Genomic DNA, 21,242 nt, shown 5'->3' on the forward strand with positions numbered 1-21,242 from the left:
GAGTGGGTCGTGGCTGACGATCTGTCTGCGGTGGGCCGCTTTCTGTACGAGGCGGGCACGCTCAAGCAGACGCGGCGCACCGGCTGGTGGATGGCCGGAGTGCGTGATCCGGAGAGTGTGGCCGAGCATTCGTGGCGTACGGCGTTGATCGCCACGATCATTGCGAAGCTGGAGGGCGCGGACCCCGCCCGGGCCGCGTACCTCGCCGTGTGGCACGACACCCAGGAGACCCGTACCGGGGACGTGAACCACCTCGGGAAGAAGTACGCGCCCGCCGGTGACCCGCAGGAGGTCACCGCCGACCAGACGGCGGGCATGCCCGAGGTGCTGGCCTCGGCGGTCCGTGAGCTGGTCGCGGAGTACGAGGCGAAGGAGTCGCCGGAGGCGGTCTGCGCCCGGGACGCGGACAAGCTGGAGTGCATGCTCCAGGGCATCGAGTACAAGGCCCAGGGCTACGAGAACGCCCAGCGCTGGATCGACAACAGCCGCGGCCGCCTCGTCACCGACACCGCCAACCGCCTCGCTGACGAACTCCTGTCACAGGGAAGCCTCGACTGGCTGCGCACCACCCTCGGCGAAGGCAAGCCGTAGGCGTCCACTGAAGCTCGGGACCCGAGACTCGCGACTCGGGCTTCGGGACGGCCGGTCACTCTTCCGGGGGTACGTGAACCGGGGGCCCGGCCCGAAGCTCGGGTGCCGGGATTCGGGCTTCGGGATGCGAGACCCGTGACACGAGCGCCTTCTTTAACCGGTAGGTAGAAGAAGGGGGTTAGGGAAAACCTTCCCGCCCTCCCCACCCCGTCACGGCCAGGAAGTATGACTAATCGTGACAGCTTGCGGCGCAGCGTGACCGCCGCTTACGGTGCGAGAACTAATCGACCCCGACGCGGTGTTACAGCACCAGGCCGGGGTCTCACCGCAAGATCGCAACCCTAGAAAGACGACCTCGTGGCTACCAAGCACCCTAGCTCCGCCCTGCCCGCCCCCGCACTCTCCACCACGTACCCGATGGCCAATCCCGGGTACGGCAAGCGCTCCGCACCCGGCCAGCAAGCCCGCACGCGCACCGACTTCAGCCTCCTGCCGACGCGCGAACGCTACGTCGCCGGATTCGTCGACCACCTTCCCGAAGGTGCCGCGATGAGCGTCAAGCAGCTCGCCAAGCAGCTCCCCCTCTACGGGCAGCAAGCCATCTCCACCGCCCTGAACGCCCTCTCCGTCGCCGGGCACCTGCGCCGCGTCCGGTGCTCCGTCACCAGCGCGAGCGACGAAACCCGCTGGGTCTTCCGGACCTTCTGGTCCCGCACCGCCCGCGACAGCGAATGGTGGAACGCCTACCTCGCCGCCGAGAACAACAGCCCGGACGAGGCCCCCGCGCCGGACATCCCGGCGTCCGACGCAGCGCTCCCGCCACTCGGCGGCCCGGCCGAGGAGCCGCCGCCCGCCCCGGAAGACCCTGGTACGGAACAGGCCCCCGAACTCCCCGCCGTACCGCACCAAAACACCCCGGACCAGGAACCGGCCCCGGACGCCGAGCCCGCGCCCCCTGCCCCGGAGGCGGCCGGCTCGACGTCCCCCGCCTACCTCGCCCTGGCCCGCCTCGGCCGCGACGATCACCGGCTGACGCTCTCCGCCGCCGACTGCGCCGCCCTGGAAGCGCAGGCGACGGAATGGCTCGACCGGGGCGTGACCGTCGACTATCTGACCGGCGCCCTCACGGCAGGGCTTCCCGCCCGGGTCGACAGCCCTCTCGGCTTCGTTCGCCGCCGTCTCGTCGACAAGATCCCTCCGCGGCTGCCCACCGAGAACGCCCGGTCCAGCAGCCCCGGCCCGGCCCGCCGCATCCTCATGGAATGCACCGACTGCGGCCGACTCCCGCGGTTCGTCGGCCGCGTCAGCTCGCTCAGCCACCCGCCACCTGGTGGGACATGCGGCTCTTCTCCCACTCCACCAGTTTGGTGAGGTCCATGAAGCGCATGCGTCCGCCGGCCTCGGTGAGTTTGGCCAGCACGATGTAGTCGGCGGGGGACATCCGGGATTCTGCCTGGACCTGGCGGGAGAGCCGTCCGATGAGCTTCTCCTGCATGCGGATGAAGCCGTCCCAGGCGGCCTGCTGCTCCGGGGTGAGCCAGCGAGGCGTCGCGTTCATGCGAGGAGCGTAGCGAGGCCGTACGGACTGTCTCCACCGGATCCTCGGCATGGGCGCCAAGTCGCCCGCCCGGAGTTGTGGTTGACCCGTCAACCATCCGTGCCTAATGTGGATGACGCGTCAACCAAATGATGCCGGAATGCCGGTCGCTGCCCGGATCCACGGGCGCGACGCTCCAGAAGGGGAACCCCATGAGCACCCAGAACAAGGCCGGACTCGATGCGCTGCTGACGCCCGAGGAGAGCGTCCTGGTGCTGATCGACCATCAGCCGTTCCAGGTCGCCAACCTGAACAGTCATGAGCCGACGATGGTCGTCAACAACGTCGTCGGCCTCGCCAAGGCGGCCAAGGCGTTCGACGTCCCGACCATCCTGACGACCGTCCTGGAGGAGCGCGGCGGCCTGATCTTCCAGGGGATACAGGACGTGTTCCCGGAGCAGAAGCCGATCAACAGGACCCTCGTCAACACGTGGCAGGACGAGCGCGTCGTCGATGCCGTCAAGGCGACCGGGCGCAAGAAGCTGATCCTCGCGGGGCTCTGGACGGAGGTCTGCCTGGCGATGCCCGCCATCCAGGCGGCCGGTGAGGGCTTCGAGGTCTATGCCGTCGTCGACGCCTCGGGAGGCGCGTCGGTGGAGTCGCACGAGACGGCGGTGCGACGCATGGTCCAGGCGGGTGTCGTGCCGATCACCTGGGTGGCCGTGCTCGCCGAGTGGCAGCGCGACTGGGCCCGCGAGGAGACCGTGCCGGCCGTGATCGAGATCCAGGCCCAGCACGGCGGGGCCTCGGGTATCGCCTACGCCTGGGAGCAGCAGCTCCTCGCGACGCCCCCCGGCAGCGCTGCCTGACGCCGAGGCCGCTCGACGGCGGACGGGTGGGGAGGGAAGGGGCGGGGGAGGGAAGAGGAGGGGACGGAGGGGGAGGCGTCAGGACTCCCTCTCCCCGGCCTCCCCTCCTCTCCCTCCGCCTGGAGTGACGGCCATGACCATCTCCGGCCCCGCCACCGACTTCCAGCGCGCCACCCGTGACTCGTACGACGCCCTGGCCCCCGCCTACGTCGAGTTCGCTCGCGGCGAGCTGGCCGCCAAGCCCCTGGAACGCGCGCTGTTGGGTACGTTCGCGGAGCTCGCGGCGGCGAGCGGCGGGCTCCCGGTGGCCGATGTCGGCTGCGGAACGGGCCGGGTGACCGAGTACCTCCACGGACTCGGCCGGGGACTGGACGTGTTCGGGATCGACCTCTCCCCGCGGATGCTCGCGGTGGCGCGGCAGGAGCACCCCGGACTGCGCTTCGAGGAGGGCTCCATGCTCGCCCTCGACCTGCCGGACGCCTCGCTGGGCGGACTGCTCGCCTGGTACTCGACGATCCACGTCCCGGACGGGGAACTGCCGCGCGTCTTCGCGGAGTTCCACCGCGTCCTGGCGCCCGGCGCCCATGTACAGCTGGGCTTCCAGGTCGGCGACGAGCCGCTGCGTATGACGGAGGCGCTGGGCGCGGAGATCTCCCTCGTCTTCCACCGGCGGCAGCCGGAAGGGATCGCCGAACTGCTGCGGGACGCGGGCCTGGAGGTGGTGTCCCGGGTGTGGCGGGAGCGGGAGACGGACGGGCCGTTCCCGGAGCGGGCGCCACAGGGGTTCGTCCTCGCGCGCAGGCCGATTGTCAGTGGTGGCTGTGAGGATGGGGACATCAGCACGACGGACTGACCGGCACACGGATTGAGGGGGACCCCATGGGCGCCTGGGACATCGGCCACTTCGACAACGACACCGCCGCCGACTTCGGCGGCCGGGTCGACGACGCGGAGACGGCGAAGAAGGCGGATGTGCTCCGGGCCGTCCTGACCACCGTCGCGGACACCGGGCCGGAGGACTATGTGGACGAGGGTGAGGAGGCGGTGGCCGCCGCCGCGCTGGTCGCCGCCCAGTGCCCCGGCGGCGAGCCCGTCACCACGGCGTACGGCCCGAAGGAGCCCCTGCCGCCGCTCCCCGCCGACCTGCGCCCGCTGGCCGTCCGCGCCCTGGACCGCCTCACCGCGAAGAACGCGGAGCCGCTGGACCTGTGGGCGGAGGCCGGCGCGGACCAGGAGTGGCTGGCGGGGATAGCCGCGCTGCGGGCGGTGCTGGCGGGCGCGCCGGGGGAGTGACCTCCGAGGACTCTCAGCGTTTCGGGCTGCCCGCGCGTACGAGTTCTTCGACGTCCAGGGAGACTTCGGCGCCGATGGAGGTGGGCAGCGGGGCTTTCTGGCCGGGGGCGTAGACCTCGTGGCGGTCGTAGCCGGCGGGGAGGGGGTCGGTCAGGACGTGGACCCGGCCGTGCTTGCGGTCGACGATGACGTACACCGGGATCTTGGCCTGGGCGTAGGCGGCGACCTTGTGGCGCAGGTCGGTCTGGTAATTCCCGGAGGTGACCTCCAGGACCAGGCGGAAGCAGGCGGGGTCGTAGCAGTTGTTTTCGATCAGGTGCTCGTCGAAGTCGGCGTCCACGATCGCCAGGTCGGGGATCACGTAGTCCTCGGGGCCACTGGGTAGCCAGAGGCCGATGCCCTGGAGGACATTCGACTCCTCGCCGTGCAGACCGGCGGAGAGGAAGGGGACCATGAGTGTGGTCAGGGCTTTGGCATGCGGGCCGTCCGGGGGTGGTGCCACGGTGACGAGGCCTCCGATGATCTCGACGCGATGCCCCGGAAGCTGTTCCATGAGACGGTTGGCCGTTTCCAGCAGCGTTTCCGGCTCACCGTCACAGGGGTGCTCGGCTGCTGCTGCAGACATTGCGGGCCTCCTGGAACGGGCTGGTGTCGAGAGCATCATCGTAGGGCGGGACTGCCCGAGATCGCGCTCCTGGCCTATGCCACCCGGTCGAGTGAAGCAGAAACGGCCCGGCACCCACGTGGGTGCCGGGCCGCCTCCGTACAGCCGTACAGCCGTACAGAACCGAAGGACTACAGCTTCTCGATCACGTAGTCGATGCAGGCCGTCAGCGCCTGCACGTCCGCCGGGTCGATCGCCGGGAACATCGCCACGCGCAGCTGGTTGCGGCCCAGCTTGCGGTACGGCTCGGTGTCCACGATGCCGTTGGTGCGCAGCACCTTGGCGACGGCCGCCGCGTCGATCTCGTCCGCGAAGTCGATCGTGCCGATGACCTGCGAGCGCTTCGCCGGGTCCGTGACGAACGGGGTGGCGTACTTCGACTCGTCGGCCCAGCCGTAGAGGTGGCCCGACGAAGCCGCCGTGCGGCCGGTCGTGAAGTCCAGGCCGCCCTGGGTGTTCATCCACTTCAGCTGCTCGTTCAGCAGGAAGAGGGTGGCCAGCGCCGGGGTGTTGTACGTCTGGTTCTTGAGGGAGTTGTCGATCGCCGTGGGCAGCGAGAAGAACTCCGGGATGTGCCGGCCCGAGGCGTGGATCCGGGCCGCGCGCTCCAGTGCCGCCGGGGAGAAGACACCGATCCACAGGCCGCCGTCGGAGGCGAAGGACTTCTGCGGGGCGAAGTAGTAGACGTCGGACTCGGTGATGTCGACCGGCAGGCCGCCCGCGCCCGAGGTGGCGTCCACCAGGACCAGCGCGCCCTCGTCGGCGCCCGCGACGCGCTTGACCGGGGCCGCGACACCCGTCGACGTCTCGTTGTGGGTGAAGGCGTAGACGTCGACGCCCGCCTCGGCCTGCGGGTCCGGGTGGGTGCCCGGGTCGGAGGCGATGACCGTGGGGTCGGACAGCCAGGGCGCGAGCTTCGCGGCCTTGGCGAACTTCGACGAGAACTCGCCGAAGTTCAGGTGCTGGGACTTCGAGTCGATCAGACCGTGCGTCGCCACGTCCCAGAAGGCGGTGGAGCCGCCGTTGCCGAGGATGACTTCGTAACCCTCGGGCAGGGAGAAGAGCGCGCGCACACCGTCCCGTACCTCGCCGACCAGGTTCTTGACCGGGGCCTGGCGGTGGGACGTACCGAGGAGAGAGGTGCCGGTGGCGGCCAGCGCGTCGAGCGCCTCCGTCCGCACCTTGGAAGGACCGGCGCCGAAGCGTCCGTCGGCGGGCTTGATGTCAGCGGGAATCTGGATGTCGGCCACGGGACGGAGCGTAGTCCCTCGGTGGCACGGCTTCGTAACCGTGTCCGTCCGATGAGACGTGTGCTCCGGCCCGTGGACGTCACCCGGAGACGTGTGCTCCGGCCCGTGGACCGCGTGCGCGGGGGCTACTTCTTGTCGCCGCCGAACGGGCAGCCCAGCTCCACCGGCAGCTCGTACAGATCGTTCTGCGTCACGATCGGCTTGTTGCGCAGCTCGGACGCCGGGACCGCCAGGTCCAGATCCGGGAAGCGCTCGTAGAGGGCGGGGAGCGCGATGCCCGCCTCCAGGCGGGACAGCGCCGCGCCCGGGCAGACGTGCGGGCCGTGGCCGAAGGCGATGTGGCGGTTCGGGGTGCGGGTGGCGTCGAACTCGCCCGCCGTCGGGCCGTGCTGCCGCTCGTCCCGGCCCAGGGCCGCGAACGAGACGATCAGTGCTTCGCCCTTCGGCAGGACCTTGTCGCCGACCTCGATGTCCTCCGTCGCGAAGCGGATCAGGACGTGCGAGGTCGGGGTGTTCCAGCGCAGCGTCTCCTCGATCACGCCGTCCCACCCGATCTCCCCGTTCAGCACCTTCTTGCGCTGCTCGGGGTGGGTCTGGAGGGCCCTCACCGCGTTCACGATCAGGCTGATGGTGGTCTCGTGTCCGGCGGCGATGATCAGCTGCAGGGTGTTGAGGATCTCCTCGTCGGTGAGGTGGTCACCGTTCTCGGAGGCGGCGATCAGCGCACTGGTGAGGTCGTCGCCGGGGTTCGTCCGCTTGTCCTCGATGATCCTCCGGAAGAGGATGTCGAGATCGGTCATCAGCTGGACGAACTCCTCCGGCGGGGTCTGTGTCGAGAAGAACTTCTCGAACAGTTCCTTCAGCCGCGGGTGGTCCGCCGCGTCCACGCCCATCAGCTCGCTGATGACGTTCATGGGGAGGGGATAGGCGAACTCCGCCTTCAGGTCCACCGGGTCCCCGGCCGGGAGGGCCGCCAGCTTCTCCAGGCTCGCGTTCGTCAGCGCCTCGATCCCTGCCCGCAGCCGCTCGACCCGCTTCACGGTGAGCGCCTGCGCCACCAGCGTACGGAGCCTGCGGTGGTCGGCCCCGTCGACCGTCAGCATCGAGCGGCCCGGGTTGGCCAGGCCGATCAGTGGCCAGTCCATCGGTATCTCGCCGCGCTGCCACGCGCCCCAGACGTTGATGTCCTTGACCACCCGGCTGTCGGTGAGCAGCGCGCGGGCCTCCGCGTGGCGGGTGACCGCGTACACGTGTACACCGCCCGGCAGTTCCACCTCGGCCAGCGGACCGGCGGCCCGCAGCGCGGCGCTCTCGCCGTCGAGGTCTCTGACGAAGGGGTCGAGCGCGATGCGGGTCATGCGGGGCCTCCGAAGGTTCCGGGTCTGCCGAGGGCGGGCGTGGGCGTGAAGGTCACCGGCAGGTCCGTCAGACCGCGCAGCCACGGTGACGGGCGGCGGGTGAGCTGCTCGGCGGGGACGGCGAGGTCCACGTCCGGCAGCCGGTCGAGCAGGACCTCGACGCCGGTACGGGCGATGACCTCGGCGGTCTCCTGGGCCGGGAACGGGCAGCGGTGCTCGCCGTGGCCGAAGGAGAGGAAGGCGTTGTTGCCGCCGGTCAGAGCGGAGCCGTCGGTGCGCACCTGCGGGTCGCCGTTGGCAGCGGCCAGGCCGAGGAGCAGCAGATCGCCGGCGCGGACGTGGCGGCCGCCGATGTGGGTGTCGCGGACGGCCCAGCGGCCCGCCACGTTCTGCGTCGGGGTGTCCTCCCAGAGAACCTCGTTCATCGCCTCGGCGACGCTGTGCCGGCCGCCCGAGAGCGAGGCGGCGAACCGGTCGTCGGTGAGCATCAGGCGCAGGGAGTTGCCCATCCAGTCGGCGGTCGGCTGGTGGCCGGCGACGATCATGACCATCAGGTCCTGGACGATCTCCTCGTCGGTGAACCCGCCCTCGTCGGCGATCATGCGGCTGACGACGTCGTCACCCGGCGTCGCGTGCTTCTCGGCCAGCAGCTGGAACGTGGCCTCACCCAGGTGCTGGGAACCCGCGATGGCCCGCTCCAGCCCGTCCGTGATGTCGTTGATCGAGCCGACCAACGGGCGGATGACCTCCTCCGGATAGCCGTAGATCCTGGCCAGCACGAGCGCGGGCAGCAGCTTGGCGTACTCCGCGATGATGTCGACCGAGCCCTTGGTGCAGAACCGGTCGATCAGCTCGTCCGCGAACTCCTCCGCGTACCGCTTCAGGGAGAACGGGTCGACGCCCTCCAGCGCGTTGCTGATCATCATGGCGCGGACGCTGTGGCGCTCGCCGACGGTGTAGAGGATCGAGTTCTGCTTGCGCCCGATCATCGGCAGCAGCGGCCAGTCGTCCGGGATGCGGTCCCACTGGTTCCACAGGTCGGAGTCCCGGCTGAAGAGGACCGGGTCGCCGGTGACCTGGTGCAGCTCGCGGTAGCCGAGGACGAGCCAGGCGGGCACGTCGCCGTCCAGCACGACCGGGGCGATGGCCCCGTGTTCGCGTCGCAGGTCCCGGTAGAGCTGGACCGGGTCGATCTGGAAGCGGGGCCCGGACAGGGGTACGGACGTGTGGGTGACGGGGCAGCCGGAGACAGTGGTCACGGGGCGGACTCCGGGGTCGGGCCGGCCGCCGCCAGGGCCGCCGCGGGAGCGGCCGCCGCGGAGGCAGACGTTCCGGCGGCGGTCGTTCCGGTGGCCTGGAGGCGGGCGGCGGAGAGCGCGGCGAGGTGCTCGACGAGCGTGATGAGCACGTACTTGCTGGAGGACCGGTCGCGGGCGTCGCACTCCACCAGCGGCACGTCCTCCGAGAGGTCCAGGGCCTCGCGGATCTGCTGCTCGCTGTGGAGCGGGCCGCCGAAGTCGTTGCACGCCACGATGAACGGGGTGCCGTGGTGCTCCAGGCGGTCGATGGCGTACCAGGAGTCGGCGAGCCGGCGGGTGTCGACGAGGACGACCGCGCCGAGCGTGCCGGAGAACAGCCGGTCCCACAGGAACCAGAAGCGCTCCTGTCCGGGCGCGCCGAAGAGGTACAGCACGGAGCGTTCGTCGAGCGTGATCCGGCCGAAGTCGAACGCCACCGTGGTGGACGTCTTGGCCTGGACGCCGTCGAGGTCGTCGACGGCCTCGCCCGCGCGGGTCATGGTCTCCTCCGTGTTGAGCGGACGGATCTCGCTCACGGATCGGACCATGGTGGTCTTGCCGACCCCGAAGCCGCCGACGACAACGATCTTGAGTCCGTTGTCGGCCGTCGCGCTCAGGGCGGCGCGGTCAGAGGTTGCGGAGTCCAACGAGCACCTGTTCCAGGATGTCGGGGTCGGGGAGCCGGTCCGCGACTCGGGCTGTACGGGGGTGGCGGGCGCTGATCCGGCCGGTGTCGAGCAGGTCGCACAGCATGATGCGGACGATGCTGACCGGCAGGTTCAGGTTCGCGGCTATCTCGACGACGGCGGTGGGGCCCTGGCACATCCGCAGGATCGCGACGTGCTCGGACTGCATCCCGGGGGCCGGATCGCACTCGGCGACGACGAGCGTCACCAGGTCGAAGGCGGCGGAGTCGGAACGGCTGCGTCCCCCGGTGAGGGTGTACAGCCGGTCCGGATCGTCGTCGCGGCCCGGTCGGGGGCGGGGTGCCGTCGTCATACGGCCGAACTCTCTGCCACGGGTGAGCGCGGCGGGGCGACCAGGTGCTCACCGAGCTGCTCGACGAGCTCGCTCATGTTGTGGCCGACGAGGCCGACGTCGGAGTCCTCGTCGGCGACGACGGCCAGGTGGGCCCCGGCCCCCGCCTCGACGATGAACAGCACGCCACCGTAGAACTCGGCCATCGCGGACCGTACGCCGCCGGTGCCGTCGCCGAACTCGACGGAGGCCCCGTGCGACAGGCTCTGGATCCCGGCGGAGATCGCGGCCAGCTGGTCGGCCTGGTCGACGGAGAGCTCGGGGGTGCGGCACAGCTTGAGGCCGTCGCGGGACAGGACGAGGGCGTGACGGGTACCGGGGGTGCGGTCGAGCAGCCCCTCCAGCAGCCAGTTGAGCTTCTCGTCGGTGGTCGCGGTCATCGGGTGTTGCCTTCCGGGTGCGGGGAGTTGGCACGTACCGCCTTGCTGAAGGTGCTGAAGCGCGCGGCCTGGACCTTCGGGTCGGTGGTACGGGCCCGGGGGGTGTCGGCTCCGCCGGGGGTGGCGTTGCCGGTACGGGCTTCGGCGGCGGCCAGGGTGCGGCCGCGGCGGCGCTTGGGCAGGCCGCTCTCGCCGAACGCGGGCACGGCGCCGGTGGACTCCGACTCCGACTCCGCGACCGGGGTCGGGGGCGTGGAGGCGTCGTCCTCGGCGAGGCTCCGGGCCGTGGGGGCGGCGTCGGAGGTGTCCGTTCCGGCGGCCGAGGCGTGCGAGGGCTCCGGCTCGGCGGGTGTGGAGGCGGTGGCGGTGGCCGGCGCGGTGGTGCCGGCCCGGTCCGGGCTCGTCTGGGCCGGGATCGCCGCCGTCGCCGTCGGGGCTGCCGCCGCGGCCGGTGCGGTCGCGCGGGAGATCAGCTCCTGCGGGAGCATCATCAGCGCGCCGGTGCCGCCCCGGGCGGACGGGCGGAAGGAGACGGTCAGGCCGTGCTTACGGGCCAGCCGGCCGACGACGGCGAGTCCGAGGCGGGTGCCGGAGAGGTTGGTGAGGTCCTGGTTCTCGGCCGAGACGGCCCGCTCCGCACGGCGCAGCTGCACCTCGCTCATCACGAGCCCGCTGTCCTCGACGGTGATGACGATGCCCGCCGGGACCTCCTCCACGTACACATGGACCTCGGCGGTGGGCGGCGAGAAGTTGGCCGCGTTGTCGAGCAGTTCGGCGAGCGCGTGCATGACGCCCTCGGCCGCGTGGCCGGCGATGGCGACGTCGCTGGTGGAGTGCAGCCGGACCCGCTGGTAGCTGCCGATCCGGCCCATCGCGCCGCGCAGGATCGACTCCATGACGATCGGCTTGGCCCAGCGCCGCCCGGAACGGGCCCCGGTCAGCACGGCGATGGAGTCGGCGAGGCGGCCCGCCTGGGCGGTGCGGTGGTCCAGGTGGAGCAGGTCCCCGAGCACGGACTCGTCGGAGTGCCGGTGCTCCATCTCGCGGAGGTCGGCCAGCATGCTGGTGGCCAGGGCCTGCATCCGCCCCGCCGCGTTGGCGCAGGCGGCGACGGCCGCGGAGCGCTCGGTCTCGGCGCGGGTGGCGCGGGCGGTCAGCCGGTCCACGGTGACCTGGAGCCGGGCCTGCTCGGCGGCGGCGTCCGCGGCGATCCGCTCGTTCTCGGCACGGGCCTCGGCGGCGACCCGAGCGGTCTCGGCGGAGGCGGCGCCCTTGATCCTGGCCGTCTCCGCGGTGAAGCGCTGGGCCTCGACGGCGGAGGAGGAGACCAGCCGCGAGGTCTCGGAGGTGAACCGCTGGGCGTCGGCGGCCCGCAGGGCGCGCAGCGTCCGCGCGGTCCCCAGGGTGTGGACGGTGACGGCCACGCAGACGCTCAGCAGCACGGCGGCCGCGCCCGCGCCCCAGGCCAGCGGAGTCCGTACCGTTTCGGGGGCCGCGGCGACGCCCCACAGGGTCAGCGTGCCGGTTGCGGCTGCCGAGATCAGCAGGGCGAGTGCGGTGGGCCGGTGTGAGGGGCGCAATCGGAGTCCTCGGTGGCGGACGGTGCGGGTGGCATGGGGCGGTGCGTGCGGTACGGGTCGTGCGGGCAGTGCGGATCGAGCGAAACCGACCAGTCGAATTCAGGACAGTTCGGTACGGGTGCGGGCGATCATGCACAACTGGAGCTGATAGTTCCTGCGCAAGTCTTGGTCACTATAGGAGACTTGACGGTCTGTTTGGGAAGATCTTGTGGGCTTTTTTGTGCGGCTTACCCACTTTCGTCCGCGCGGATCCCAAGAGTTCACCTGTGCCGACGGCATGCTGAAGGAATGGCCGAACAGCATCGACCGCGTACCGGACCTTCCCCCGCCGCCTCCCCGGCTTCCCCTGCCGCTTCCCCGGATTTCGTCGCCGCGCTCCGCTCCGCCGTACGCGGCACGAGCGACTTCGGCGCCACCGCACGGGCGTTGACGACCATGGACGCCTCCAACCACCGCCGTGTCCCGCTCGGCGTGCTCGCCCCGCGCGACGCCGAGGACATCGCCGCCGCCCTGGCCGTGTGCCGGGAGCACGGGGTGCCGGTGGTGGCGCGCGGCGGCGGCACGCCCATCGCCGGACAGGCCACCGGCACCGGCCTCGTCCTCGATCTGACCCGCCATCTGCGCACGGTCCTCGACCTGGACCCCGCCACCCGCACCGCCGTCGTCCAGCCCGGAGTGATCCTGGACGACCTGCGGGCCGCCGCCGCACCCCACGGCCTGACCTTCGGCCCCGACCCCTCCACCCACAGCCGCTGCACCCTCGGCGGAATGATCGGCAACAACTCCTGCGGCGCGCACTCGGTGGCCTGGGGCACCACGGCGGACAACGTGCGGGCGCTGTCGGTGGTCCGCTACGGCGGCGAGGCGCTGCGTCTGGAGCAGGGGAGCGGGGCGCGCCCCGAAGGCGCCCGGGGTACGCGCGGGGCGACGGCCCACGGCCCCGAAGGCGTCACCGAACTGATCGCCTCCCACCTCGCCCTCCTCCGCACCGGCTACCCCGACCTCCCGCGCCGCATCTCCGGCTACGCGCTCGACGCCCTGCTCCCCGAACACCCCGGCGGCCCCGACCCGGTCCGGGCCTTCTGCGGCAGCGAGGGCACCCTCGGCGTCGTCACCGAGGCCACCGTGCGCCTGGTCGAGGCCCCGCGCGCCCGTGCCCTGGCCGTCCTCGGATACGCCGACGAGTCCGCCGCCGCCGACGCCGCCCCGGGCCTCCTTCCGTACGGCCCGCTCACCGTCGAGGGCATGGCCGCCGACCTCGTACGGGAGGCGGCCGGGCTGCCGGGCGGGGCCGCCTGGCTGTTCGTCGAGACCGGCGGCGACACTCCGGCCGAGGCGAGAGCGCACGCCGAACGCGTCCTGCGGGCCGCCGACGCCGTGGACGGCACGGTCGTCACGGACCCGGCCGGGCAGCGGGCCCTGTGGCGGATCCGCGAGGACGCCGCCGGCACCGCGACCCGGACGCCCGACGGCAGTGAGGCCTGGCCCGGCTGGGAGGACTGCGCGGTGCCGCCCGCCCGGCTCGGCGCGTACCTCCGCGACTTCCGGGTGCTGCTCGCCGAACACGGCCTGCGCGGCACCCCGTACGGCCACTTCGGCGACGGCTGCATCCACGTCCGCATCGACTTCGACCTGATCAGCCCGGAGGGAGTGGCCCGTTTCCGCCGGTTCTCCGAGGAGACGGCCGACCTCGTCGTCGCGCACGGCGGCTCCCTCAGCGGCGAACACGGCGACGGCCAGGCGCGCGCGGAACTGCTGCCCCGGATGTACGGAGACGAACTCGTCGCTCTGTTCGGGCAGTTCAAGGACCTGTGGGACCCGTCCGGCGGCCTGAACCCGGGCATCCTCGCCCGCCCGGCCCGCCTCGACGAGAACCTGCGCTTCGCGGTCCTGCCGAAACGCCCGGTGGACGTGGAGTTCGGCTACCCGCAGGACGGCGGCGACTTCGCGGGCGCGGTCCGCCGCTGCGTCGGCGTCGCCAAGTGCCGTACGGAGAAGGCGGGCGGCGCGGGCGTCATGTGCCCGTCCTTCCGGGCGACCGGCGAGGAGGCCCACTCGACCCGGGGCCGGGCCCGGCTGCTGCACGAGATGCTGGCGGGCGAGGTCATCACGGACGGCTGGCGGAGCACGGAGGTGCGGGACGCGCTCGACCTCTGCCTCTCCTGCAAGGGCTGCCGCAGCGACTGCCCGGTGGGCGTCGACATGGCCACGTACAAGGCGGAGTTCCTGCACCACCACTACAAGGGCAGGCTCAGGCCCGCCGCCCACTACGCGATGGGCCGCCTCCCGCGGTGGCTGCGGCCGGCCGCCCCGTTCGCCCGCCCGCTCAACGCCCTGGCCCGGCTGCGGCCGCTCGCCGCGCTCGCGAAACGGCTGGCCGGGATCGCGCCCGAGCGCACGATCCCGGTCCTGGCGACGGAGACGTACAGCCGCTGGCTGCGCCGCCACCAGGGCGGCGGGACGCACATCCTCTCCTCGGACCGGGTGGTGGCCCTCTGGGCGGACACTTTCACCGAGCACCTGTCACCGCAGGTGGGCCGGGCGGCCGTGCGGGTGCTGGAGGAGGCGACGGGGCGTACGGTGCTGCCGCCCGTCCCCGGACTGTGCTGCGGCCTCACCTATGTGTCGACCGGCCAGCTCGACGCGGCCCGCCGCGTGATGCGCCGCACCCTGGACCGGCTCGGCCTCTTCCCCGGCCACCCGCTCGTCGTCCTGGAGCCGAGCTGCGCGGCGACGCTCCGCACCGATCTGCCCGAGCTCCTTCCCGACGATCCGCGCGCCGCCGAACTAGCCGCTTCCGTGAGGACGTTCGCCCAGTACCTGGAGGAGTACGCCCCCGACTGGACGCCGCCCCGCCTGGACCGGCCGGCCGCCGGACAGACGCACTGCCACCAGCACGCGGTCCTCGGCGACGCGGCGGAACGCCGACTGCGCGAACGGCTCGGTCTGACCGGCGAACTCAGTGGCGGGTGCTGCGGACTGGCCGGGAACTTCGGCTTCGAGAAAGGCCACTGGGAGGTGTCCGCCGCCTGCGCGGAGGAGCAACTGCTCCCCGCCGTAAGGGAAGCGGAGCCCGGTACGGAACTCCTCGCCGACGGCTTCTCCTGCCGCACCCAGCTGGACCAGCTCGCCGGACGCCGGGCCCGGCACCTCGCGGAGGTGATCGCGGAGGAGCTGGAGCCCGGCGTGTGAGGCGGCCGATCCGGTGTGATCAGCAGTTACGGATGGACCAGACGGGGGACCAGCTCTGGTCGCGCTTCCCGGAGAACGGCTTGAAGCTCTTGATCGTGTTGCCGCTCTGGCCGTAGAAGGTCGACGTCGGTGTGCCCGTCTGCCTGTTCCAGTACTGGCCGGTTCCCTCCCAGTTGGAGAGGTAGTACCGGTTGCAGGTGTAGAGGAAGTAGATCTTCCACTTCGACTTGGTCGGGTCCCAGACCGACGCGCAGAGGTTGCCGGCCTTGCAGCCGAAGGTGCCGCCGGGCGCCACGTGCTGGTAGTCGGCGCCGGGTGAGAGGGTCGGCGCCACGGCGGCCGCTCCCCGGGCGGTCGCGGTCTCCGCGCCCTCGGGCGCGGCCGGGGCGGTCAGGATCTGCTCGCCCGCACCCCGGTCGGCGGGTGCGGCGGCCTGGGCGGTGCCGACGAACGGTGCCAGCAGCACGATGGACAGGGCGCCGAGGGCGCCGATGGTCGAACGGTGCTTGCGCATGTGTGAATCCCCCTGGTGGACGACGGCGCGCGGGCTCCGCACGCCGGTGGGTACGGGAGCGTCGGTGCTTCCCCGTGCCCCGTACGCCATCCAAGGTGTCGGCGTGGGCGCGGTCCGCGCCACACGGTGAAGCTCCCGCTTAAACGAGCGGCGGCAGGGCGGTCCGCGCGTCGAAGAAGTGCCGACGAGGGCATACTTTTCGGACATTTCCGAGACTTCTTCTTGTTGCCGTCGTGGCGGGAACCGAGGGTGATAGGGCCGGTCCGACCACGGGGGGTCGTACGTGCCGCAGCGCTTCGGCGCGCTCGGGTGTCTCCTCGCGTGAACCACCGTCGTCAGAGGAGATCCCCTTGCTGCGGGTGCACTTCACCACCGAGGACATCGCACGCGTCCGCGTCGCCACGGGCCCCGACCCCCTGTGGGAGATCGTCAACAGCTTCCATGTCCTGCTCACCGGGGCGAAGCCGCTGGTGTTCGGCGACTGGCGCCGGCGCGTCCTGCACCGGCCGCCCCCGGCCATCCGGCCCCTGGGCCCCTTGCTTCCGCCGCGCGGCTTCTTCCCGGACTTCCTCACCCCCGACCTGCGCGGCGACCTCGACCTGCCGCACGCGGTCGACACCGTGCTCGGCACCACCCGGACCGTGCTGCGCGGCGATCTGCGGCGGCTCGCCGCCGCGCGCCCCCGGTCACGGCCGCTGCCCGCCGACACCCGGGCGCTCGCCGACGGGAGACCGCAGGACCTGCGCCGGCTGGGAGAGGCGCTGCTCGGCTACCACCGGCAGGCGCTGGCGCCGTTCGGACCGCGGATCCGGGAGCAGCTCGACGCCGATCTGACGGTCCGGGCCCGGGCGGTGCTGAGCGGGGGCACGGAAGCGCTGCTGCAGAGCCTGCGTCCGGTGCTGCGGTGGCGGCCCCCGGTGCTGGAGGCCGACTACCCCGTCGATAAGGACCTCCGGCTGGACGGCCGGGGACTGCTGCTGCAACCGTCCTTCTTCTGCGTACGGACGCCGATCACGCTGGCCTGCGAGGAGCTGACGCCGGTCATCGTCTACCCGGTCGAGCACAGCCTCGGCTGGGCGGCGGACCGGGACACGTCCTGCGGTGCGGACGGCACGGAGGGCCCGGACGGTCGTGGCGGCGGGCTGGGAGCGCTCATGGGCTGCACCCGCGCCGCCGTCCTGGAGGACGTCGTGAACGGGCGCACGACCGGCGACCTCGCCCGACGGCTCGGCATCTCCCCGGCCGCCGTCAGCCAGCACACGGCGGTGCTGCGCGGATCGGGCCTGCTCCTGAGCGTCCGCCGGGGCCGGCATGTGCTGCACACCGTCACTCCGAAGGGCCTCGCCCTCCTGGACCACCCGCACGGCACTCCGGTCGCCGGCTGAGCGCCCGGGCCGTAGCCGGGGCGCCCGTGCCGTACGGGAGTCGACGAGGCCGATCCGCCGGACGATCCGCGCCCTCGTCGCGCGCCTACGGTCCCCGGGCGATGATCTCGCGGGCCAGCGCGGCCAGTTGGGGGAGAGCAGGGTGGCCGGGGGCGTCACGGCGGGCGAGGAGGACCGGGACGCCCGGGGCGTCGTCGAGCGGGACGTAGGCGACCCCGGCGTGCGGGTGCAGGGTCGCGGTCGAGGCGGTGGAGATCCCGCTGCCGCGTCCGGCGGCGATGGCGGTGAGCCAGTCGTCTGTGTTGCCCACGGTGAGGGTGGCGGCCGGGCGGGCGTGCGGCGGCCAGAGGCCGACGGTCGTGGTGCCGGAGACGGTGTTCAGGACGACGGGCCCGTCCGCGAGGTCCGCGAGGGCGAGCGAGGCGCGTCCCGCGAGCGGCCCGTCCGCGGTCACCGCCGCCACCCGGACCTCGGTGAACAGCACCTCCGTGACGAGCCCCGGAGCGTCCACGGGCCCCCGCAGCAGCGCCGCATCGACCTCGCCCCGGGTCAGGCCGGCGGTGCGGTCGTCGATCCGCAGGAGTTCCAGCGGGGTTCCCGGGTGGCGCTCCTGCCAGGTCCGCAGCAGCGGTGTGGTGTACGGCCCGAACGCGGACCAGGCGTGGCCGAGCCGCAGCGGCCAGGTGCGCAGCCGCCCGGGGGCCAGTGCCTCGTCGAAGGCGGCGACCGCGGCGGCGGCCTTGTCGCGGAAGGCGACACCGTCGGGGGTCAGGGCGAGGTGGTGGGTGGAACGGTCGACGAGCCGGACGCCCAGGTGCCGTTCCAGCGCCGCGAGGGTGCGGGACACGGCGGGCTGGGTGAGCCGGAGGCGGGCGGCGGCGCGCGTGATGTTGAGCTCGTCGGCGACCGCGAGGAAGGCCCGCAGATGCCGGAGTTCCACGGGGCGGCCGGTGGAAGGTCCCTCGTTCATGCGTGGTGAGCATAACGAGAGCGTGATCGGTATTTCACGGAACGCGCGGGCGTCCCTACGGTGAAGGAAAACCTCTGGCGGCACAGTGCGGCTTCCCGTACCGTCCAGTCCATTACAGTGTACTGAGTCATCGTGTCCCTGTTCCCTTGGAAGGTCCCCGTGAACGACCAGCGCAGCGCCGCCGAACCGGCCGCCGCAGCCGTCGCCGTGCCCGAAGCGGCGACGGCACTCGAAGGCACCGGTGCGGACGGTACGGGCGCGCCCGCCGCCGGGCGGACCGGGGCCGGGCGCCGGGCGGCGCTCGTGCCGATCGCGCTGGTGGTCGCGGGCGGCCTGTCCGTCCAGTTCGGCTCGGCCGTCGCGGCGCTCCTGATGCCCAAGGCGGGCGCGCTGGGCGTCGTCACCCTGCGGCTGGCCGCCGCCGCGCTGATCCTGCTGGTGATCTGCCGGCCCAGGCTGCGCGGCCACTCGCGTGCCGACTGGGGCACGGTGCTCGCCTTCGGCGTCGCGATGGGCGGCATGAACACGCTGTTCTACCTGGCGCTGGACCGTATCCCGCTCGGCATCGCCGTCACCCTGGAGGTGCTCGGCCCGCTCGCCCTCTCGGTGTTCGCCTCCCGCCGCCTGATCAACGCGCTCTGGGCGGGCCTCGCCCTCGTCGGCGTCGTCCTGCTGGGCGGCGGCGGCTTCGACCGCCTCGACCCGCTCGGCGCGGCGTTCGCCCTGGCGGCCGGGGCGATGTGGGCGGCGTACATCGTGTTCAGCGCCCGCACCGGCCGCCGCTTCCCGCAGGCGGACGGGCTCGCGCTGGCGATGGTGGTCGCCGCGGTCCTCTCGCTGCCGCTCGGCATCATCGAGTCCGGGGCGAAGCTGACGGTCCCGTCCACCGTGGCGCTCGGCGCGGCGGTGGCGGTCCTCAGCTCGGTCCTCCCGTACACCCTGGAGCTGATGGCCCTGCGCCGGCTGCCCGCGCCCACGTTCGCCGTGATGATGAGCCTGGAGCCGGCCATCGCCGCCGGAGCGGGCTTCCTGATCCTGGACCAGGCACTCTCCACGACGGACGCCCTCGCCATCGCCCTCGTCATCGGGGCCAGCATCGGCGCGGTGCGCAGCCGGACGGGCCGCCGCGAACCGTGAGCCGTCCCTGACGGCGGGGTGCGGGCCGGCCTTCAGCCGTCGGCGGGCAGGATCCGGAAGGAGTCCAGTCCGGGGGTCAGCGGTGACATCGCGCGGAAGTCGCGCTGGTCCAGGGTGAAGATGCGATCTGTTCGGTAGCGGTCGGCCAGGACCACTCCGACGGCGTCGGCCAGGCCGAGCCGCAGCCCTTCGTACTTCCGCCGGACCTCGTGGGCGGTGTGCAGGTCCGCGAGCTTGAGCTCGGCGAGACGGTACTGCCCATCGTCCATGCGGGAGTTCAGCGCCTCCATCACCTGCAGGGCCGCCGGGAACCCCAGGTCGCGGTGGACCAGGTGATCCAGTTCGGTGACGACGAGCGGCGAGATCGCCAGCCGCTCGTACTCCAGGATCTTCGCCGCTGCGGCGTGCTCGGTCTGGGCGGCGTCGAACGCGGCGAAGAGGGCCGAGGTATCGGCGACGATGATCAACGGCGCGCGGCCCGTTCCTTGATGTGCTCGTAGACGGAGCTGTCCATCTCGTCGGGCGTACGGGAGCGTCCGCTGTCGAAGACGGGCAGCTCACGGCTGTGCTTCGGCCGCTCGGCGCTGTCCAGCAGCATGGCGATGCCGCGCCGGATGAGCTCGGCCTTGCTGACGCCGGTCGCGGACGACTCGGCGTCCAGTCGCACTTCCAATTCGTCCGGAAGGTACACGGTCGTCTTTATCATGCTGTCCAATTTACCACCCTGCCCTACGTAGGGCAGGGTGGTAGAGGGCGGGGCTGGGCGTACGCCCCTCACCACCGGCACGGCGGGCCGAGTTCGGTGATCGAGTCGGCCAGTTCGGCCGGGCGGTCCGGCCAGCCCGTCCGGTGCCAGTGCTCGATGCGCCAGGACAGCCGGCGGGGCCACAGCGGGGTGTCGGGCAGGTGCTCCAGCGGTATCCAGACCGGGGCGCCGCCGTAGGTGTCCAGCGTCTCCGGTGCGCCGACCTCGCCGGTGGCGGAGACGAGGAAGTAGTGCTCGTGCCGCCCGCCCTTCCACACCCGGGCCACCTCGGGCCCGACGGCCCCGGTCAGGCCGGTCTCCTCGTCGAGCTCGCGTACGACGGCCTCCTCCGGGGTCTCGCCCTCCTCGACGCCGCCGCCCGGAATCTCGTAGTACGGAGCGCCGTCCTCCTCGAAGCGGATCAGCAGCATGGCCCCGTCGCGGATGACGATCGCCCCGGCCCGCACCCGTACCGGCGGAACGGCCGCAGGATCGTCCAGGGTCACCGGGCCCGGTGGGGCCGTGCCTTCCGCCCAGGCGCGCAGGACCGTTTCCGCGGTGCCGGTCGGCCGGATGCGCGCATGGACGGCCTCCGCCAGGGACAGGGCGACGCGCGGTGCGCCGGGGGCCCCGGAGCGGCCGTCGGGGAACGCGTAGTAGGCGCCCTCGGCGTCATGGCGGAGCTCCAGGACCAGCTGGTCCGCGTCGAACCGGACGGTCACCGGGCGGGTTTCGGCAGTCATCGACGGAGGCTAACGCGCACCACGGCCGCACCGCCGCCGGAATGCCTTCGTCCGTACGGTGCCCCGCTCTAGAGTCGCCGGATCGAGCCAACCCGCCCGCCCCGCCCCCCCGGAGGTCAGCCGTGGAACCCACCGAACCGAACGGCACCGCCCCGAAGACCGGCGAACGCGAAGACCTGCTGGCCATGGTCGCCGACCAGCGCACCAACTTCCTCTACACGGTCACCGGGCTCACCGACGAGCAGGCCCGCACCCGGTCGACCGTCAGCGAGCTGACCCTCGGCGGCCTCGTCAAGCACCTCGCCGAGGTGCAGCGCAGCTGGCTGTCCGTGATCGACGGCAGCGCCGCCCCCGAGGTCGGCTGGGCCGATCTCGATCCGGACGGCAACCGCATGACCGACGGCGAAACCCTCGCCGGCCACCTCGACGCGTTCCGGGCCGGGGCGGAGGCCTTCGACCGGGCCGTCCGCGAGGAACCCGACCTCGACCGGGCGATCACCCTGCCGCGCTACCCCTGGTCGCCGCCGGAGCCCCTCGTCTGGACCGTCCGGCACGTCCTGCTGCACGCGTTCCGCGAGGTCGCCCACCACAGCGGTCACGCGGACATCGTCCGCGAGGCGCTCGACGGGGCCAGCACGACGGAGCGGATGGCGAAGGCGGCCATGGGCGGAGAGTGACCGGCGGCGAGTGACCGGCGG

General features: G+C 72.3%; 22 protein-coding genes and 1 pseudogene. 9 read left to right on the forward strand and 14 right to left on the reverse strand.

Annotated elements, in window-relative coordinates:
• Positions 1-9 precede the first annotated feature (9 nt).
• Both KV381_RS21385 and KV381_RS21390 read left to right on the forward strand, forming a co-directional pair.
• Complete coding sequence (locus KV381_RS21385; protein WP_030076025.1) at positions 10-591, forward strand: HD family hydrolase; 582 nt, start codon at positions 10-12, stop codon at positions 589-591.
• 417 nt (positions 592-1,008) lie between these two features.
• Positions 1,009-1,962: a MarR family transcriptional regulator gene (locus KV381_RS21390; protein ID WP_256995243.1), complete on the forward strand. Its 954-nt coding sequence runs from the start codon at positions 1,009-1,011 to the stop codon at positions 1,960-1,962.
• On the opposite strand, the pseudogene KV381_RS21395 reads toward KV381_RS21390, so the two are convergent.
• A pseudogene (locus tag KV381_RS21395) lies at positions 1,916-2,149 on the reverse strand (MarR family transcriptional regulator); the annotation flags it as partial. The gene KV381_RS21390 and the pseudogene KV381_RS21395 sit on opposite strands and share 47 nt — an antisense overlap.
• Positions 2,150-2,340: 191 nt before the next feature.
• On the opposite strand from KV381_RS21395, the gene KV381_RS21400 reads away from it, so the two are divergent.
• The 3 genes from KV381_RS21400 to KV381_RS21410 all read left to right on the forward strand — a co-directional run bounded on the left by KV381_RS21400 (position 2,341) and on the right by KV381_RS21410 (position 4,290).
• Positions 2,341-2,997, forward strand: a complete 657-nt coding sequence (locus tag KV381_RS21400; protein WP_030083154.1) for a hydrolase — start codon at positions 2,341-2,343, stop codon at positions 2,995-2,997.
• 133 nt (positions 2,998-3,130) lie between these two features.
• Complete coding sequence (locus KV381_RS21405) at positions 3,131-3,850, forward strand: class I SAM-dependent methyltransferase (RefSeq protein ID WP_218786012.1); 720 nt, start codon at positions 3,131-3,133, stop codon at positions 3,848-3,850.
• Positions 3,851-3,876: 26 nt separating this feature from the next.
• Positions 3,877-4,290 (forward strand): DUF4259 domain-containing protein, encoded by a 414-nt coding sequence (locus KV381_RS21410; protein WP_218786013.1) that lies wholly within the window; start codon positions 3,877-3,879, stop codon positions 4,288-4,290.
• A gap of 13 nt (positions 4,291-4,303) precedes the next feature.
• Here KV381_RS21410 and KV381_RS21415 read toward each other — a convergent pair whose 3' ends face one another.
• The 8 genes from KV381_RS21415 to KV381_RS21450 form a co-directional block, all read right to left on the reverse strand.
• A complete protein-coding gene (locus KV381_RS21415; RefSeq protein ID WP_030628222.1) occupies positions 4,304-4,915 on the reverse strand; it encodes a Uma2 family endonuclease in 612 nt (203 codons plus the stop codon).
• 170 nt (positions 4,916-5,085) lie between these two features.
• On the reverse strand, positions 5,086-6,204 hold the full coding sequence (gene serC, locus KV381_RS21420) for a phosphoserine transaminase (protein WP_218786014.1): 1,119 nt from the start codon (positions 6,202-6,204) through the stop codon (positions 5,086-5,088).
• Between the two features lie 125 nt (positions 6,205-6,329).
• Complete coding sequence (locus KV381_RS21425; RefSeq protein ID WP_030083161.1) at positions 6,330-7,562, reverse strand: cytochrome P450; 1,233 nt, start codon at positions 7,560-7,562, stop codon at positions 6,330-6,332.
• Positions 7,559-8,821: a cytochrome P450 gene (locus KV381_RS21430; RefSeq protein WP_030083163.1), complete on the reverse strand. Its 1,263-nt coding sequence runs from the start codon at positions 8,819-8,821 to the stop codon at positions 7,559-7,561. The genes KV381_RS21425 and KV381_RS21430 overlap by 4 nt, the downstream gene beginning before the upstream one ends.
• The gene (locus KV381_RS21435) at positions 8,818-9,507 is read right to left on the reverse strand and encodes an ATP/GTP-binding protein (RefSeq protein ID WP_030628229.1); all 690 of its coding nucleotides are present in this window, start codon (positions 9,505-9,507) and stop codon (positions 8,818-8,820) included. The genes KV381_RS21430 and KV381_RS21435 overlap by 4 nt, the downstream gene beginning before the upstream one ends.
• A complete protein-coding gene (locus KV381_RS21440; RefSeq protein WP_030083166.1) occupies positions 9,488-9,859 on the reverse strand; it encodes a DUF742 domain-containing protein in 372 nt (123 codons plus the stop codon). Before KV381_RS21440 ends, KV381_RS21435 begins: the two co-directional genes overlap by 20 nt.
• Positions 9,856-10,278, reverse strand: a complete 423-nt coding sequence (locus tag KV381_RS21445) for a roadblock/LC7 domain-containing protein (protein ID WP_030083168.1) — start codon at positions 10,276-10,278, stop codon at positions 9,856-9,858. The genes KV381_RS21440 and KV381_RS21445 overlap by 4 nt, the downstream gene beginning before the upstream one ends.
• The gene (locus KV381_RS21450; protein ID WP_218786015.1) at positions 10,275-11,858 is read right to left on the reverse strand and encodes a sensor histidine kinase KdpD; all 1,584 of its coding nucleotides are present in this window, start codon (positions 11,856-11,858) and stop codon (positions 10,275-10,277) included. The genes KV381_RS21445 and KV381_RS21450 overlap by 4 nt, the downstream gene beginning before the upstream one ends.
• A gap of 288 nt (positions 11,859-12,146) precedes the next feature.
• Here KV381_RS21450 and KV381_RS21455 point away from each other — a divergent pair, with 288 nt between their 5' ends.
• The gene (locus tag KV381_RS21455) at positions 12,147-15,050 is read left to right on the forward strand and encodes an FAD-binding and (Fe-S)-binding domain-containing protein (protein ID WP_218786016.1); all 2,904 of its coding nucleotides are present in this window, start codon (positions 12,147-12,149) and stop codon (positions 15,048-15,050) included.
• 19 nt (positions 15,051-15,069) lie between these two features.
• Here the strand turns inward: KV381_RS21455 and KV381_RS21460 are convergent, their stop codons facing one another.
• Positions 15,070-15,564, reverse strand: coding sequence for a hypothetical protein (locus KV381_RS21460; protein ID WP_030628237.1), 495 nt, complete (start codon positions 15,562-15,564; stop codon positions 15,070-15,072).
• 359 nt (positions 15,565-15,923) lie between these two features.
• On the opposite strand from KV381_RS21460, the gene KV381_RS21465 reads away from it, so the two are divergent.
• Positions 15,924-16,949 carry a helix-turn-helix transcriptional regulator gene (locus KV381_RS21465; RefSeq protein ID WP_256995244.1) on the forward strand — a complete coding sequence of 342 codons (1,026 nt, stop codon included), beginning with the start codon at positions 15,924-15,926 and terminating at the stop codon, positions 16,947-16,949.
• 85 nt (positions 16,950-17,034) lie between these two features.
• On the opposite strand, the gene KV381_RS21470 is transcribed toward KV381_RS21465, so the two are convergent.
• On the reverse strand, positions 17,035-17,919 hold the full coding sequence (locus tag KV381_RS21470; RefSeq protein ID WP_030628253.1) for a LysR family transcriptional regulator: 885 nt from the start codon (positions 17,917-17,919) through the stop codon (positions 17,035-17,037).
• Positions 17,920-18,078: 159 nt separating this feature from the next.
• Here KV381_RS21470 and KV381_RS21475 point away from each other — a divergent pair, with 159 nt between their 5' ends.
• A complete protein-coding gene (locus tag KV381_RS21475) occupies positions 18,079-19,056 on the forward strand; it encodes a DMT family transporter (RefSeq protein WP_030083180.1) in 978 nt (325 codons plus the stop codon).
• 32 nt (positions 19,057-19,088) lie between these two features.
• Here KV381_RS21475 and KV381_RS21480 read toward each other — a convergent pair whose 3' ends face one another.
• The 3 genes from KV381_RS21480 to KV381_RS21490 form a co-directional block, all read right to left on the reverse strand.
• Entirely contained in the window at positions 19,089-19,523 is a 435-nt protein-coding gene (locus tag KV381_RS21480; protein WP_103537514.1) for a PIN domain-containing protein, read from the reverse strand.
• Positions 19,520-19,762, reverse strand: a complete 243-nt coding sequence (locus tag KV381_RS21485; RefSeq protein ID WP_078611201.1) for a CopG family transcriptional regulator — start codon at positions 19,760-19,762, stop codon at positions 19,520-19,522. The genes KV381_RS21480 and KV381_RS21485 overlap by 4 nt, the downstream gene beginning before the upstream one ends.
• Before the next feature lie 68 nt (positions 19,763-19,830).
• Positions 19,831-20,544 (reverse strand): NUDIX domain-containing protein, encoded by a 714-nt coding sequence (locus tag KV381_RS21490; protein WP_218786018.1) that lies wholly within the window; start codon positions 20,542-20,544, stop codon positions 19,831-19,833.
• A gap of 122 nt (positions 20,545-20,666) precedes the next feature.
• Between KV381_RS21490 and KV381_RS21495 the strand changes: the two genes are divergently transcribed.
• Complete coding sequence (locus tag KV381_RS21495; RefSeq protein ID WP_030628263.1) at positions 20,667-21,221, forward strand: DinB family protein; 555 nt, start codon at positions 20,667-20,669, stop codon at positions 21,219-21,221.
• The last annotated feature ends 21 nt before the right edge of the window (positions 21,222-21,242 follow it).

The organism is Streptomyces sp. WY228 (assembly GCF_019287315.1).
GTDB lineage: Bacteria > Actinomycetota > Actinomycetes > Streptomycetales > Streptomycetaceae > Streptomyces > Streptomyces caviscabies.